Annotated in this window: 13 protein-coding genes and 1 pseudogene; 3 read left to right on the forward strand and 11 right to left on the reverse strand. The window is 69.5% G+C overall.

Annotation, left to right across the window (positions count from 1 at the left end; translation table 11 throughout):
* Positions 1-134 precede the first annotated feature (134 nt).
* The 3 genes from IE258_RS39765 to IE258_RS39775 all read right to left on the reverse strand — a co-directional run bounded on the left by IE258_RS39765 (position 135) and on the right by IE258_RS39775 (position 4,471).
* Positions 135-1,142 (reverse strand): hypothetical protein, encoded by a 1,008-nt coding sequence (locus tag IE258_RS39765; protein WP_189750664.1) that lies wholly within the window; start codon positions 1,140-1,142, stop codon positions 135-137.
* 447 nt (positions 1,143-1,589) lie between these two features.
* Positions 1,590-1,826 (reverse strand): hypothetical protein, encoded by a 237-nt coding sequence (locus IE258_RS39770; protein ID WP_229892739.1) that lies wholly within the window; start codon positions 1,824-1,826, stop codon positions 1,590-1,592.
* 1,202 nt (positions 1,827-3,028) lie between these two features.
* Positions 3,029-4,471 (reverse strand): aldehyde dehydrogenase, encoded by a 1,443-nt coding sequence (locus IE258_RS39775; RefSeq protein ID WP_189750665.1) that lies wholly within the window; start codon positions 4,469-4,471, stop codon positions 3,029-3,031.
* Positions 4,472-4,669: 198 nt separating this feature from the next.
* Here IE258_RS39775 and IE258_RS39780 point away from each other — a divergent pair, with 198 nt between their 5' ends.
* Complete coding sequence (locus IE258_RS39780) at positions 4,670-5,155, forward strand: TetR/AcrR family transcriptional regulator (RefSeq protein WP_189750675.1); 486 nt, start codon at positions 4,670-4,672, stop codon at positions 5,153-5,155.
* On the opposite strand, the gene IE258_RS39785 is transcribed toward IE258_RS39780, so the two are convergent.
* Entirely contained in the window at positions 5,104-6,612 is a 1,509-nt protein-coding gene (locus IE258_RS39785) for an MDR family MFS transporter (RefSeq protein WP_229892741.1), read from the reverse strand. The genes IE258_RS39780 and IE258_RS39785 overlap by 52 nt on opposite strands.
* A 288-nt stretch (positions 6,613-6,900) precedes the next feature.
* Between IE258_RS39785 and IE258_RS39790 the strand changes: the two genes are divergently transcribed.
* Complete coding sequence (locus tag IE258_RS39790) at positions 6,901-7,389, forward strand: TetR/AcrR family transcriptional regulator (RefSeq protein ID WP_189750676.1); 489 nt, start codon at positions 6,901-6,903, stop codon at positions 7,387-7,389.
* A 182-nt stretch (positions 7,390-7,571) separates the two neighbouring features.
* Here IE258_RS39790 and IE258_RS39795 read toward each other — a convergent pair whose 3' ends face one another.
* The 6 genes from IE258_RS39795 to IE258_RS39820 all read right to left on the reverse strand — a co-directional run bounded on the left by IE258_RS39795 (position 7,572) and on the right by IE258_RS39820 (position 13,704).
* Positions 7,572-8,822 carry a cytochrome P450 family protein gene (locus IE258_RS39795; RefSeq protein WP_189750667.1) on the reverse strand — a complete coding sequence of 417 codons (1,251 nt, stop codon included), beginning with the start codon at positions 8,820-8,822 and terminating at the stop codon, positions 7,572-7,574.
* 138 nt (positions 8,823-8,960) lie between these two features.
* Positions 8,961-9,821 (reverse strand): Bax inhibitor-1/YccA family protein, encoded by an 861-nt coding sequence (locus tag IE258_RS39800; protein WP_189750668.1) that lies wholly within the window; start codon positions 9,819-9,821, stop codon positions 8,961-8,963.
* Between the two features lie 208 nt (positions 9,822-10,029).
* Entirely contained in the window at positions 10,030-11,082 is a 1,053-nt protein-coding gene (locus IE258_RS39805) for an alpha/beta fold hydrolase (RefSeq protein WP_189750669.1), read from the reverse strand.
* 157 nt (positions 11,083-11,239) lie between these two features.
* Entirely contained in the window at positions 11,240-12,028 is a 789-nt protein-coding gene (locus tag IE258_RS39810) for a creatininase family protein (RefSeq protein WP_189750670.1), read from the reverse strand.
* Positions 12,029-12,095: 67 nt separating this feature from the next.
* Positions 12,096-13,163: an alpha/beta fold hydrolase gene (locus IE258_RS39815; RefSeq protein WP_189750671.1), complete on the reverse strand. Its 1,068-nt coding sequence runs from the start codon at positions 13,161-13,163 to the stop codon at positions 12,096-12,098.
* A gap of 70 nt (positions 13,164-13,233) precedes the next feature.
* The gene (locus IE258_RS39820) at positions 13,234-13,704 is read right to left on the reverse strand and encodes an SsgA family sporulation/cell division regulator (RefSeq protein WP_189750672.1); all 471 of its coding nucleotides are present in this window, start codon (positions 13,702-13,704) and stop codon (positions 13,234-13,236) included.
* A gap of 269 nt (positions 13,705-13,973) precedes the next feature.
* On the opposite strand from IE258_RS39820, the gene IE258_RS39825 reads away from it, so the two are divergent.
* On the forward strand, positions 13,974-14,786 hold the full coding sequence (locus tag IE258_RS39825; protein ID WP_189750673.1) for an alpha/beta hydrolase: 813 nt from the start codon (positions 13,974-13,976) through the stop codon (positions 14,784-14,786).
* Positions 14,787-14,807: 21 nt separating this feature from the next.
* Here the strand turns inward: IE258_RS39825 and IE258_RS39830 are convergent.
* Positions 14,808-14,962, reverse strand: a pseudogene (locus IE258_RS39830) (ketol-acid reductoisomerase); the annotation flags it as partial.

Below are 14,962 nucleotides of genomic sequence, written 5' to 3' on the forward strand. Positions count from 1 at the left end.
CCCCCAGGTCATCCGTTCGACAGGGGGGAACAGTCATGCCGGGCCCGGAGGCCAGCGGCCCTCTTGCAGGACCGCGAAGAAGATAACGGGGGGGGGCACTGGGGTGTCGCGAGCTGGAGGGCGGCTCCTCCGGGCTACGTCGCCTGGGGCGGTTCGGGGTCACGGCCGGTCAAGGACACGATGTAGGCCTGGACAAGTGCCAAGCGTATGTCGGCGTGGTAGGCGGTCTCTGTGTGACCGCCGTACTTCATCTGATCGGCGGTCAACGCTTTCGGGACGCCTTGTCCCCGGACCCAGGCCTTGATCTGACGTTCGAACGCCCATGCATCCCGGGTGAGGCCGAAGTTCCAACGAGCGATGAGCTTCCAGCCTTGGGAAACATGCTGGGTCAGCCTCTGATCGATGTTGGCAATGCCCCACTTGAGTGCTTGGTGGCCGTCGTGGACCACGAGGTAGAGATAGCCGGGCTTCGTGGGGTCGATGCCGCGTTCTGCGCAAGCCGCGCACCCTCCCTGCAAACCACGGATGTTGTGCAGTTTCGGGCCTGGGTCCAGGACCGTCTCGCACTTCATACAGCGAGCTTTCCAGGGGAGGTCAGTGCTGCCCGGATAGGGCACGAGCGGATCGAGTGCCTTCTCCAACATACTGGCGATGGCTTCCTCCTCGTCGAGTCGCAGCGCGTTTGCGATCTTCTCGGAGCGGCATGACCAACATTGATGCCCGCGGGTGCGGACTTTTGCATACGTCGGAGTTCCTACGTGTCCGCAGCGCATGCAGCGACACAACCAGGGCTGAAGTGATCCGGGGTACTCGACCAACGGCTCCAGATCGGCCTCAGTCATGGTTTTCCGCGCGAGCTCGTCGCTGACGTCCCGTCCAGCGCAGTTGGTGCAGCCGGCGCGGCCCTTCTGCACATGCGCCAACTTCTTGGACTTGATGACCCCGCAGTGGCTGCATCGGGACGGCCACCCCTTGCCCGCACCCGGGTAGTCCACCAGTGGGTCCCAACCCCACTTAAGCATGATCGCGCAGGCCTCCGCTCCGTCGCGAAGGAGCTTTGCTGCGATCTTGTGTGACCGGCAGGTCTTGCTGCAGACTCCCGTCCCCTTATTGACGACGTCGTTGTAGCGGGGCGAGCTCACCTCGTTGCAGGTCAGGCAGAGGCACTTCCAGGGCAGTTGAGTTCCCGGGAACGGTTCAACTGGGCGAGCGCCCCGTGCCAGCATCGCTTCGACGGCGTCGGCTTCACTTACTCTGCGTGGCACAGATGGCCCCCCTTGGCTATGGCATGGGCGGGTGCTGCCAGCCACCCGTTAAGGGAGACCCTATTCCATTGGTGTTGGGATGGTGCCCATTTGGCTGAGCTCCGGAGTCTCCTCTGACAGCGGACCTGACGATCAGGCATGTTCCGAAGCGCCGAGCAGTGCCCACCCCAGTTACCCCGGAAACTCCGCAGCATCCTCACACCATCGAGATCTGTTTCTGGAAATCTCTGCGGGAGCACACGATGACAGAGCGTCGTGAACGGCTAAAACTCACCCCGCGTTGAGGCTGGACGTGTCCCCGCAGCAGGCGGTGTCTCCGACCGGTCATGCCGCATTCCATTGATGGGCTGGGGCCCCTTGCCACCGCACCCACTGCGGATCGTCAAGCACTTTATCCGGGTCCTGCAGCCCGGCGGACTCCAGAAAAGCCACCAAGTCGTGGTCGGAATGGGCGACGCCAAGGACCATCTCCAGGTCGGAGCGGCGGCAGGTCCCCCGTCGGCCGCCGCTCCAGCAGGGCCGCTCCACCACAATCGGCGCCTCGTCCACAACGTCCAGCATGCGCCCTGGCACCCGTCCGACGCATCCACAGTCGGCCCGAGCCGAGCGGTGACGCCCCGCCTGGCGCGACAGCGCGGCCCAGCCGGCGACCGGCGGCTCCCCACCGGCGCGGAGAGGCGCCGGGAACCACCGGACACGTGGGCGTATGTGCTGCACAGGCACAACGATCCGGTCAGCGGTCCGTCACCCTTCTGGCGGTGCACCGTCCTGGGCGATCACCGACCGTGACCTGGCCCATGGTCCCACGAGGTGATCCCATTCGGGATCTGGCCGGCCAGGGACCATACGCCCGAATGCCTCCCAACAGCGGGCCAGCTCGTCAAAGATCGGCTCTGCCGCCGCACCGGCGTGGCGAACCACACCGCCACGGTCCTGCGCGACGAAGCCGGTCGTGAACCCGATCGTCATCGTGGTCATACCGGGCTAACGCATACCGACCGAGACCGTCACCATTCGCAATCGTGGCACTCGCGCAGGGCCGCCCGGGCCGTGCTGGTGTCCAGCAGTACCGCGAACTCCTCCATGGCGATACGCACGACGTCCTCAGCTGTCGCCATCCCACCGCCCGACGCCCGTACTGCGGCCAACCGAGCGGCGCCGGAAGCAAGAATCCGTTCACGCTCACGCTGGTCGACGCTGTCGTCGCAGAGAACGGACAGCACCTTCCGCCACAGCCCCGCCATCAGCTGTCCACCCCCACTCGGGCCACCGCGGACACGGCCACAGAACAGCAGACTAGCTGTCGCCCTGAGCATTCACCGGCTCACAACACGACATGTGCTGTCCACCACCCGCACAGCACAGATCACACCGGCAGGCGTTCACACAAGCGCCCCCACGACGACAGAGGCCACGATCGTGAGGACCGTCAACGGCATCATGACCTTCCGCCACCTCGCCAGCCGATCAGCAAGACCCCGTCCGCTGTCGTGTCCCCATACCTTCCGCGACGCCGGCAGCATGCGACACCCCTGGCAACCCCAGCCCACGCCGTCCAGCCAATAGGCACCCGCCAGCTCGGCAAAGACCACGTCGCTCGCCTGATCATTCACAGCGCTCACGATCACGCAACGACCCACTGCCTCAACCAGTCACCGTCACACGCCATCTCGCGATCCGTCCGGCGCAGACGCGTCCCCGTCGGTCAGCCCTCTCGTGCCGCTCCGCTCGTCCGGAGCGGCTCCGTCGTTCCCGGCCGTCGCTCACACGGTGATGGTCTTGTACTCGGTGTAGGTGCCGAGGCCGACCGCGCCGTACTCGCGCCCGATGCCGCTGGCCTTGAAGCCGCCGAACGGGCCGTCGAAGGCGACGGAGGCGCCGTTGACCGTGACGGTGCCGGTGCGGATGCGACGGGCGACGTCCACGGCGTGGGCCTCGTCGCAGGACCAGACACCGCCGGAGAGACCGTACTCGGAGTCGTTGGCGATGCGGACGGCCTCGTCCTCGTCTTCGTAGGCGATGACGACCAGGACCGGCCCGAAGATCTCCTCCTGGGCGATCCGCATGGAGTTGTCGACGTCGGCGAACAGGGTGGGCGTGACGTAGTTGCCCTTCTCCAGGCCCTCGGGGACCTGCGGGCCGCCGGTGACCAGGCGGGCGCCCTCGTCGATGCCGAGCCGGATGTAGTAGCGCACCCGCTCCTGCTGGTCGGGGCGGATCATCGGGCCGATGAAGGTGTCGGGGTCGTTCGGGTCGCCCACCTTGAGCGACTCCACCAGCTCCTTGAGCGCGGTTACGACCTCCTCGTACCGACTGCGCGGGGCCAGGATCCTGGTCTGCGCGATACACGCCTCACCGTTGTTGAGTAGCGAGCCGAACTTCAGGCCCGCGACGGCCTTCTCGATGTCGGCGTCCGGCAGGATGACGGCGGCGGACTTGCCGCCCAGCTCCAGGCTGACCCGCTTGAGCCGCTCGCCCGCGATCGAGGCGATGCGCCGGCCGGCCCGCGTCGAACCGGTGAAGGCGATCTTGTCGACCTCGGGGTGGGACACCAGGTACTCACTGGTCTCCCGGTCCGCGGGCAGGACGCTGATGACGCCCTCGGGCAGACCGGACCGCTCCAGCAGTTCGGCCAGGAAGTTCAGGCTCAGTGAGTTCTCCGGGGAGATCTTGAGGACCACGGAGTTGCCAGCGAGCAGGGCCGGGATGATCTTCGACGTGGCCGCGGAGAACGGCGAGTTCCACGGGATGACCGCGGCCACCACACCGACCGCCTCGCGGCGCACCACGCTGCGCGTCGGGGACGCCGGGTCGGTGGGGACCAGGGTCTCCTCCCAGGCGAACTCCTCGGCCGCCTTGAGGTAGGCGTTGGCCTGCCTGGTCAGGCCGGGCTGTCCGGCCCGGGTGAACCATCCGGCCGAACCGTTCTCCAGGGAGATCAGGTGGGCGGCCTTCTCCGCGTTCTCCTCGCGCAGGGCGTTGAACCGCCGCAGGACCGCGACCCGTTGCGCCGGAGGCGTCGAACGCCACACACCCGCCTCGAAGGAGGCGCGGGCCGCGGCGAGCGCGCGGTCGACGTCCGCCGGCTTTGCCTGCGCCGCGCGGCCGACCACCGACCGGTCGTGGGGCGAGGCGATGTCGAGCAGCTCCGGGTCGCTCGGCTCCACCCAGGAGCCACCGATGAAGAGCCGGTCGTAGGTGATCATGTGCGTTCCCTCTTTCGTGTTCCTTCTGCGGCCTTCGCCGACCGCCTCATGAACTGTCACTTTACTGTAGCAGTTGTATTAGCTATGTACACAAGAATGTGGTTCTAGCGCATGAATATTCCCCATCGGAGTTACCCTTAGGGAATGAGAGCCGACGCAGCACGCAATCTGGAAGCCGTTCTGACTACGGGTGCGCGGATGCTTGCCGGGGATCCGGGCGCGAGCATCGCGAGTATCGCGGCGCAGGCGGGTGTGGACCGGCGTACCGTCTACCGGCGTTTCGCCTCGCGCGAGGAGTTGCTCGCGGCCATCTACGAGGCTCGTCTGACGGCGATCGAGGGGGCGGTGGAGGATGCGCGGCTGCGGGAGGCTCCGGTCGCGGTGGCTCTGCACCGGTACGTGGAGAACATCATCGGGGTGAACCGCACCTGGCCGGTCGATCTCGCGCGCATGCTCGCCGACGAGAGTGTCCGCGCCCGCCGTGACGCGGCCGCCCACGAGGTGGACCTCTTCCTCCAACGCGCCACCGACGAAAGCCTGCTGCGCCCCGGGCTTCCGCAGGGCTGGGCGAGCGTGCTGCTGCCCGAGCTGATCAACCTGGCCTCGCACCGGCAGGCGCATCTCGGCCCGGGTCAGGCGGCGGACCTCGTGGTCGACACGTTTTTGCGCGGTGTCGGAGCCTGAGCGGAGGGGCCGTCCCCGGCGCTCGCCTCCTCGGCCGCCCTGCGCGACGGCCTGAGGAAGAAGGCGAGGAGGATGCCAACGGCGAGGGCGGGGGCGATCCAGAGGTACCCGGCGGCCGTGGCGTGGGCGAAGGCGTCCAGCGCGGTCTCGCGCGAGCCCGCCGGAAGGCGGGCAATGGTGTCGGGGCGGGCGGCGTCGAAGCCGCCGGCGGTCGGCAGGCCCCGGGTGCGGTCGGCGAAGCCGTTGCTGAGCAGGGTGCCGAAGACGGCGACACCGAAGGCTGCGCCGATGGAGCGGGCGAAGGTGACCATGGCACTGGCGGCACCGAGGTCGGCGGTGGGCACGCTGTTCTGGACGGTGGTCAGCACCACCATGGGCACCATGCCGACGCCGATTCCGGTGACTAGGAAGTAGACGCTCAGGACGAGCGTGCCGGTGCCGGCCCCGATCGTGCTCAGCAGGATCAGCCCGGCGAGGTTGGCGAGCAGGCCGACGAGCAGGATTGGACGCAGCAGGCCGGCATGCGCGGCCCAGCGGCCGGCCAGGGACTGGCTGACGACCAGACCGACGACCAGGGGCAGCAGGTGCACACCCGAGAGGGTGGCGGAGACCCCGTGGACGATCTGGAGGTAGGTGGGCAGGTAGACCAGGACGGCGAACATGGCCGCGTTGGCGACGAACCCGATCAGCGAGGAGAAGACGACGGTCCGGGAGGCGAACATGGCCGGCGGCAGCACGGGCGCGGCGGCGCGCCGCTCCACGGGCACCAGCAGGACGGCCAGCGCGACGGTGACGACGGTCAGACCGATGATGGCCGGTGAGTCCCAGCCCCAGCGCTCGCCGAAGGACGTGACCAGGACCAGGCCGGTGGCGATCGAGGCCAGGATCAGGGAGCCCAGGTAGTCGACGCGGGCCTGGGCCCGCCTGGCGACCGACGGCAGCGCACGCGCGGCGACGACCAGGGCGACGGCGCCGACCGGCAGGTTGATGAGGAAGGCCCACCGCCAGGAGAGCTGGTCGGTGAAGACCCCGCCCAGCAGAGGGCCGACGATGCTGGCGACGCCGTACACCGAGCCGAACATGCCCTGGTAGCGGCCGCGTTCGCCCGGGGCGACGATGTCACCGACCAGTGCGAAGGTCAGTACGATCATGCCACCGCCGCCCACGCCCTGCAGTACCCGGGCGCCGATCAGCTCGGGCAGGTTCTGTGCCAGGCCGCAGGCCACAGAGGCGATCAGGAAGATCGTGGTCGAGACCAGGTACAGCCGCTTGCGGCCGAACATGTCGCCGAGCTTGCCCCACAGCGGAGTCGCCGCCGTCGACGCGAGGAGATACGCGGCACTGACCCACGCGATGTCGTCGAACCCGTTCAGGTCCTGCGCTATCCGCGGCAGCGCCGTAGAGACGATCGTCTGGTCCAGGGCCGCCAGGAGCACCGCAAGGATCAGGGCGCTCATGGCGGCGGCCACTCCTCCCGCCCCGGGTGACGCGGACTGCTGTGCCTTCGGCATCGGACGTGCCTTTCCGGAAGTGATGGGGCGGGGTGCCGACCGGGCGGGACGGTCGTGTCTCAGTTGGTAGGCACTATCCGACTTATCTGTCACTTCAATGTAGCAGTTAAAAATTAGTGCTTCACACCCGTGGTGCTCTAAGCGGCTCAGGCTGCACAGTTCGCCACTAGAATCGATGCCGTGAGAGCCGACGCAGCACGCAATCTGGAAGCCGTTCTGACTACGGGTGCGCGGATGCTTGCCGGGGATCCGGGCGCGAGCATCGCGAGTATCGCGGCGCAGGCGGGTGTGGACCGGCGTACCGTCTACCGGCGTTTCGCCTCGCGCGAGGAGTTGCTCGCGGCCATCTACGAGGCTCGTCTGACGGCGATCGAGGGGGCGGTGGAGGATGCGCGGCTGCGGGAGGCTCCGGTCGCGGTGGCTCTGCACCGGTACGTGGAGAACATCATCGGGGTGAACCGCACCTGGCCGGTCGATCTCGCGCGCATGCTCGCCGACGAGAGTGTCCGCGCCCGCCGTGACGCGGCCGCCCACGAGGTGGACCTCTTCCTCCAACGCGCCACCGACGAAAGCCTGCTGCGCCCCGGGCTTCCGCAGGGCTGGGCGAGCGTGCTGCTGCCCGAGCTCATGCACCTGGTGTCCAGGCAACTGCCCGACCTGAGCCCCGCGCAGGCGGCGGACGTGGTCGTCGACACCCTGCTCCACGGTATCGGAACGGGCTGACGCGACGTCACCTCATCCGGCGGCTTCGGAAGCCGGCTCCGTGCCGGTGTCTGTGTATGTGTCCGTGCCCGGCAGCTCCTCTTCGTCGCCCGTGGACGGGTCGGGCGCCGGGGGCTGCGGCACAGTCCCGGGGAGGTGGACGCGGCGGAGCCGGGGCGGCTCCCTCTTGGAGTCGGGGTTCTTCACGGCCTTTCCCCACGGCTGCGGGTGTAGCGCACCGGCAGGGACACCAGGCCGCGCATCATGCCGGAGGGGATCCACGCGAGGGAGTCCGGGGAGACGGCCAGTTCCAGTTCGGGCACGCGGGAGAGCAGGGTGCCCAGGGCGATGGTGGCCTCCAGGCGGGCCAGGGGGGCGCCGAGGCAGTAGTGGATGCCGTGGCCGAAGGCCAGGTGGCGGGCGTTGGGGCGGGTCACGTCGAGCACCATTGGGTCCTCGCCCCGGGCCTCGGAGGCACCGTGGCTGGCGGAGCCGAGGGCGACGGTGACGACGCTGCCCCGCGGGATCGTCACGCCGCCCAGCTCGATGTCCTCGGCCGCGTAGCGGTTGGTGGAGCGCTCTACGGAGGTGTCGTGGCGCAGGAACTCCTCGACCGCGCCGGGCAGCAGGTCGGGCTGCTCGCGCAGCAGCCGGAGCTGGCCCGGGTGTTGCAGCAGGGCCAGGGTGGCGTTGCCCAGGAGGTTCACGGTGGTCTCGTGTCCGGCGACGATGAGCAGCATCGACGTGCCGACCAGTTCGTCCTCGGAGAGCTGGCCGTCCTCCTGGTCGTGGGCCTGGACCAGCGCGGACAGCAGGTCGTCCTCGGGAGCGCGCCGTTTGGCCTGGACGAGGTCGCGCAGCAGTCCGCGCAGGCCGACCAGCGAGGAGCGGTGGTCGGGCGAGGCCACCTGCAGGGCGTGGGTGGACCAGGTGCGGAAGTCCTCGCGGTGTTCCTGCGGGATGCCCAGGAGCTCGGCGATGACCGTGACCGGCAGCGGGGCGTTGAACGCCTCCACGAGGTCCGTCTCGCCGGTGGGCGGCAGGGCGTCGAGCAGGTCGTGGGCGATCCGCTCGATGCGCGGCGCCAGCTGTGCCGTGCGCCGGGGTGTGAAGGCGCCCGCCACCAGGCGGCGCAGCCGGGTGTGCCTCGGCGGATCGGCGTCGAGCATGTGGTCGACGAGGCCGACGCCGGGCTGGCTGAGGGTATATCCGGCGGCGGTGAGCTGCTCGGCGGCGGGGGCGGTGTCCTTGAGCAGCGCCGGGTGGGTCAGGGCCTCGCGGGCCAAGTCGTGGCCGACGACCACCCAGCCGGTCAGGCCCCCGTGGAATTCGGCCCGGTGAACGGGGCCAAGGGCCCGCAGCCGGGCGTACTGGGCCGGTGCGTTCGCCTTGAAGGCGCCGTTCAGGGCCACCTGGTCATGCGCGATCGGGCACTGTTGCTGTTGCGGGCTCATGTCTGTCTCTCCGATCGGCGGTGCCGGCTGGTCCTCGAGTCGTGCGTGGTGCCGTTCCGCGGTGTGGTCGCGCTGCTGTCATCAGGACGTTCGCGGTCTCGGCGAAGGTTCACTGCCGCCGGGCCACGCGCGCCCCCGTCAGTCGTCGCTGTTCAGGATGGACAGGACGCGCAGCGCCTCCAGGTAGATCCACACCAGCGTCAGGGTGAGGCCGAAGGCCGCCAGCCACGCCTCCTCGCGCGGGGCACCGTAGGCGATCCCGTCCTCGATCTGCTTGAAGTCCAGGGCGAGGAAGCAGGCGCCGAGCAGGATGCCGGCGATTCCGAAGACGACGCCGAGGGCGCCGCTGTCGAAACCGAGGCCGTTGCCCGCCCCGAAGGCGGAGAAGAGCAGGTTGGCCACCATGAGGATCAGGAAGCCGGTCGCGGCGGCGAGTACGAACCCGTAGAACCTCCGGGTGACGCGGATCCAGCGCATCCGGTACGCGATCAGGACACCCGCGGATACCGCGAAGGTGCCCAGGACGGCCTGCACGACCACGCCCGGCGCGATGTAGGTCGACGTGGCACTGGAGATGACGCCGAGGAACACGCCTTCCAGTGCTGCGTATCCGAGGATCAGTGCGGGGGAGGGGCGACGCTTGAAGGTCTGGACGAGTGAGAGGACGAAGGCGGCCAGGGCGGCGCCGACGGCGATGCCGTACGACCGGCTGATGTTCGCCTCGTCCACCGGAAGCAGCACCCAGGACAGGACGGCGGCCACCGCCACGGTGCCCAGCGTGGTCGCGGTGCGGACGACGACGTCGTCGATTGTCATCACGCCCTCGGCGGTACCGGTCCCGTCCTTGACGGGGCTCTGATTGCCGTCCGCGGCAAAGGGGTTGACCGAGAGGTCGGTCCGCTGGGCGCCGGTGGCGACGGCCTCCCGTTCGGTGGCGTCCGCCCGGCCGTCGTGGCGCTCGAAGCCCTGCCGGGAGAAGATCGGGTTGCTGCTCTTCACGTTGTTTCCTCCTTTGTGTCCGCCGCGCGGGGCGGTGCGGGTGTCGGTGGCGTGGCCGACCCGGTGGGAGGGGGAACCCCTCCCTGCGTCACCACTTTGACAGGTGACGCCGAGAAAGGCAAGGGAAATCACCACTTGAAGCAGTGACGGAAGAGGTTGGTGTCCCGGCAGGCGGAGGCGGACACGTATCTCCGCCGGGTGTCGGACGTCAGGAGAGCGCGGCGGCCTCCAAGACCGCGGAGACGAAGGCGTCCGGGCGTTCCTGAGGGAGGTTGTGTCCTGCCCCGGGGACCACGTGGTGCACTCGGGCGCCCGGGAAGTGGACGGCCGAGGAGGATCCGTCGGTCCACGGGGTGACCCCGTCGGCCTGGCCGTCGAGGGTCACGGTCGGCACGGTGATCGGCGGCTGCTCGGCGAGCTGCGCCTCGATGTCGTCGTACCGGGGGTCGCCGGGCGCGGCGCCAAGCCGGTGGCGGTAGCTGTGGATCACGACGTCCACGTAGTCGGGGTTTGTCCACAGGGTGGCCGCCCGGTCGAGTTCGGCCTCGGTGAACTGCCACTCGGGCGAGTTGCGATGCCAGACGACCCGGGCCAGTTCCTTCCGGTTCTGGTCAAGGCCCGCACGCCCGCGCTCGGTCAGGAAGTAGAAGAAGTACCAGTAGCCGTTCTCCAGGGACGGTGCCAGGGGCTGTTGGGCGGTGGCGATGTTCTGGATGAGGTAGTTGTTCACCGAGACCAGGGCGAGGCAGCGTTCCGGCCACAGGGCCGCGACGACGTTGGCGGCGCGCCCGCCCCAGTCGTAGCCGGCGAACAGGGCCCGGCGGATCCCGAGCGCGTCCAGGAACGCGACGTGGTCGGCGCCGAGTGCGCCCTGCTGGCCGGAGCGGAACGTCTCCCCGCGCCGGAACCGGGTCCCACCGTGCCCCCGCAGGTAGGGGACGAGGCAGCGGTAGCCCTGCCGGGCCAGGGCGGGGGCCACTTCTCCGTAGGACCCGACGGGGTCGAACGGCCAGCCGTGGCTGAGGACGACGGGCGTGCCGTCGGCGGGGCCGACCTCGTGATAGGCAATGTCCAGCAGATGCGTACGTACGTGCCGTACCGGACCCAGTGCCCGGGCCCGCCCGCCGGTCTTGCCCTGCCCTCCTTCGGCCGTCGCATCGGCGGCGGTGGCGGCGGCCGGGGCGCCGCCCGTGAGGATGCCGCCGAATCCGGCGGCCGCCGCCGTGGTCATCGCCTGGGTGAGTGTTCGCCTGCTGATCATGTGAGCAGTCTCGCTCTCGTCACGGGGATCTGCGGGTGTGTGTCGACGTGCAGAAGCGGTCGCCCGCACATCGGGGGAAGTGTGTGAGGACGACCGCTCCTTCTCCGTCGCCGGGGCCCAGCCAATCAACGCCCCGGCGACAGGAGTCTCCACTGGGTCAACGGGCCGGGACCCTCCCAGGGTTCACGGCCTTGTGCCAGGGATCGCCGAGGACGATGTCGGCCAGAGCCTGCGCGCAGCCCGCCAGGAGCCGTTCGCCCTTCTCCGCACTCGCCGCACGGGCGTCGCCCGCCACGCCGGACTCGGTGATCCGGTCGAAGGGCACGGCCAGGTACACCGGGTCGGTCGACTCCGCGGGCAGGGTGATCTCCGGTCCCCGGGCGGAGTCGAGGTTCTCGGTGCGCACCAACTCGGGGAAGGCAGCCATCATCAGAGAGGTCTCGCCCTCACAGGCGTGCATCAGACCGGGCTGGGTCTCGAGGGTGCGCTGCACCGTCTCCCGGCCGGCGGTGAAGTAGCTCGTGCAGGCGAGGGGGACGGACAGCTCCACCGTCAGTTCGGTCGTCAGGGCGTTGAGGGCGGTCATGTTCCCGCCGTGACCGTTGACGATCAGGATGCGGGAGAAACCCGCCCGCACAATGGACCGGCAGATGTCGCGCAGCAGGGCGTGCAGCGTGGACAGGGACACCGTGAAGGTGCCCCCGAAGGCGATGTGGTGCTCCGACAGTCCCGACCAGACGGACGGCGTCACCACCACCCTGGTGTGTTCGGCGGCGACGAGGGCGGCCCGGCGGGAGACCTCTGCGGCAAGGAGGTCGTCCACACCGGTGGGCAGGTGCGGCCCGTGCTGTTCGGTGGCCCCCACGGGCAGCAGCACGACCGCGTCGCGTGCCGCCAGCTCGCGCAGTTGGGCGGCGGTCAGACGGTTCCACAGGACTTCGTTCATCAGCGGGGCGATGCCTTCCGTGAGCGGCCCGCGGGCCGGGGCGGGCCCGAACGGCGGGCGGTCGGGGTCAGAGGTGGTCGGCGTCGACGACGGCCTGGGCGAAGGCGGTGGGGGCTTCCTGGGGGAGGTTGTGGCCGATGCCCTTGAGGGTGCGGTGGTCGTAGGGCCCGGTGAAGTGGTCGCGGTAGGAGGAGCCGTCGCCGGGGGGCGGGGTGAAGGGGTCGAGTTCGGCGTCGAGGGTGACGGTGGGGGTGTGGATGGGGGGACCCGCGAAGAGGCGCTTCTCGTAGCGGTCGTAGCGGTGTTCGCCGTCGGCCAGGCCAAGGCGCCAGCGGTAGTTGTGGATGACGATGTCGGGGTAGTCCGGGTTCTCGAAGGCCTTGGCGGTGCGCGCGAAGGTGGCGTCGTCGAAGTTCCAGGTGGGGGAGACGAGATCCCAGACCACGCGGCACAGTTCGGGGCGGTACCTGTCGTCCTCCATGGCGGCGCGGCCGCGTTCGGTGGCGAAGTAGTACTGGTACCACCAGGTGTGTTCCGCTTGCGGGGCGATGGGTGCCTTCTGGGCGTCGACGTTGGTGATGATGTAGCCGCTCACCGAGACGAGGGCCTTGACGCGGCGGGGCCACAGGGCGGCGATGATGTCGGCGGTGCGCGAGCCCCAGTCGAAGCCGGCGAGCACGGCCTTCTCGATCTTGAGGGCGTCCATCAGGGCGATGATGTCGAGGGCGATGGCGGACTGCTGGGCGTTGCGGAAGGTACGTGCGGACAGGAAGCGGGTGGGGCCGTGTCCGCGGAGGTAGGGGACGATGACGCGGTAGCCCTGGTCGGCGAGGAGGGGAGCGACGTCGACGAAGCTGTGGATGTCGTACGGCCAGCCGTGCAGGCAGATGACGACGGGGCCGTGAGCGGGCCCCGCCTCGGCGTAGCCGACGTTGAGGACACCGGCGCGGACGTGCTTGATCCGCCCGAAGGAGGTGTGGGTGCCCGGGGCGACCGCGGGCACGGTCGGCACCGGACGCCCGCCACCCGGCCCGGTCGCCGGGGCCGCGGACGCCGACGTCAGGCCGGCCAGCGAGACCGCCGCCGCGCCCGTGCCCAGACCGACGGCCTTGCTGAACGTACGCCTGTTGATCATTTGAAACCCTTCGTCGTACCAGTGAACTGCCGTTGTGCGTCGGTGGGGCGGCGCCCCGTACCGTCCTTGCTCAGCCGGACGGGGTCCCAGGGGCCCGGAGCAGGCCCGCGATGACGTCGTCCCAATCCAGCCCGTCCATCTCCGCCCCGGCGGGGACCAGTTCGTAGGAGCGCTCCAGCCACTTGGCCAGCGGGGGAACGGGCACCTCGAACAGTGCCGTCAGGTCATAGGAGTCCAGTCGCAGCCACGCCGTGGCCCGCTCGTCCAGATGGGCCGGCCACACCTGGACGTCGCCGAGGCCACTCATCCAGAACAGCCCCTGGTAGAGCAGGTCGCGGCCGATGCGCCAGGTGATGCAGGGAGCGCCTTCGACGAGGAACGTCACGGACACCATCAGGGGAGCCCTGGTGTCGAACCGGAACTCGGCCTGCACGGTGTGCCGGGCGAAGGCGTCCAGCATCCGGTGGATGTCCAACGACAGCGGGGGAAGCTCCCGGGGCGCCGTTCGATGGGCCCGTACACCGGGTCGGTCACCGCTCATGACGGGATTTCCTTCCGTGTGGCGGGGGGCGGGCGTCACACACTCTCGTCCGGCGGGTATCAGGGGCGCATCAGTCAGTTGACGGTGAGAAGCGGCCCCGTCATCGCCGAGCGGTGGGCAACGGTCCGCCGGGGGCGGCTCGGGCGGCAAGCGGGCCGCCCGGAGCATTGAGTCATTCGACTGTTCCGGGCGGGCCGGGCCTGGACGACCCTGGAGTAGTCGCCCGCCTGTCGATGTCGGGTGCTCACCCACGCTCGGAGGGCTCAGCCGTGAACCGTACTCCCGTCGTCTTCATCCATGGCGCGTGGCTGCACGCGCTGTCGTGGGAGTCGTGGGCCGAGCGGTTCACCAGCCGGGGCTTCACCCCGTACGCTCCCGGGTGGCCCGGCGAACCGGAGACGGTGGGGGAGATGCGCGAGCGGCCCGATGCGTTCGGGGAGGTCGGGCTGGACGCCCTCACACGCCACTACGGGCGGATTGTGCGGTCGTTCGACCACTCGCCGGTGCTCGTCGGGCACGAGGTCGGCGGTCTCGTCGCGCAGCATCTCATCGGCGCGAATCTGGGCAGGGCGGCGGTGGCGATCGCGTCGGCCCCGATCAACGACGTTCCCTTAACGCCCGCGCCCGCCCGCCTGTGGACCCCGGGTTCCGGGGACCCGGCGAGCGGGTACGGGCGGCTGGTGTCCCTGCCGCGCGAGCAGTTCCGGCACGTCTTCGCCAACGCGGTCGGACCGCAGGAGTCCGGCAGGCTCTTCGAGCGCTACGTGGTGCCCGCGCCGCGCCGCCTGTTCACCGACCTCGGCTACGGCGGCCCGGCCCGCCACCCCAGGGCCTTCGCGGACACCGGCAACGCGGCGCGCGGGCCGCTGCTGCTGGTGTCCGGACAGGAGGACCGCATGGTCCCAGACTCCGTGACCCGCGCGGTGTACAAGCTGTACGGCGACTCCCGGGCCACGTCCGATCTCAAGCAGTTTCCGGACCGCGGCCACTCCATGGTCGTCGACAGCGGCTGGCGGGTGGTCGCCGACTACGTTCTGGGCTGGCTGGACGCCCACGGCATCCGTACCCGGAGCCCTTGGTGAGGGACCGAAGGGACTCGTCGCTCAGGCCTCTTCGTCGACCCAGCTCATGAGCTTGCGCAGCTCCTTGCCAGTGGTCTCCAGGAGGTGCTCGGAGTCCTGCTTCTTGTACTCGTTGTACTTCTTCAGACCGCCGTGGTACTCGTCCATCCAGTTCTTGGCGAAGGTGCCGTCCTGGA

This window comes from Streptomyces tendae, from assembly GCF_014650435.1.
Lineage (GTDB): Bacteria > Actinomycetota > Actinomycetes > Streptomycetales > Streptomycetaceae > Streptomyces > Streptomyces tendae.

Coding starts and splice junctions, on each gene's coding strand:
- IE258_RS39770 (WP_229892739.1), bottom strand. CDS start 1,826: ATGCTGGACGTTGTGGACGAGGCGCCGATTGTGGTGGAGCGGCCCTGC.
- IE258_RS39775 (WP_189750665.1), bottom strand. CDS start 4,471: ATGATCACCTACGACCGGCTCTTCATCGGTGGCTCCTGGGTGGAGCCG.
- IE258_RS39780 (WP_189750675.1), top strand. CDS start 4,670: ATGCTTGCCGGGGATCCGGGCGCGAGCATCGCGAGTATCGCGGCGCAG.
- IE258_RS39785 (WP_229892741.1), bottom strand. CDS start 6,612: ATGAGCGCCCTGATCCTTGCGGTGCTCCTGGCGGCCCTGGACCAGACG.
- IE258_RS39790 (WP_189750676.1), top strand. CDS start 6,901: ATGCTTGCCGGGGATCCGGGCGCGAGCATCGCGAGTATCGCGGCGCAG.
- IE258_RS39795 (WP_189750667.1), bottom strand. CDS start 8,822: ATGAGCCCGCAACAGCAACAGTGCCCGATCGCGCATGACCAGGTGGCC.
- IE258_RS39805 (WP_189750669.1), bottom strand. CDS start 11,082: ATGATCAGCAGGCGAACACTCACCCAGGCGATGACCACGGCGGCGGCC.
- IE258_RS39810 (WP_189750670.1), bottom strand. CDS start 12,028: ATGAACGAAGTCCTGTGGAACCGTCTGACCGCCGCCCAACTGCGCGAG.
- IE258_RS39815 (WP_189750671.1), bottom strand. CDS start 13,163: ATGATCAACAGGCGTACGTTCAGCAAGGCCGTCGGTCTGGGCACGGGC.
- IE258_RS39820 (WP_189750672.1), bottom strand. CDS start 13,704: ATGAGCGGTGACCGACCCGGTGTACGGGCCCATCGAACGGCGCCCCGG.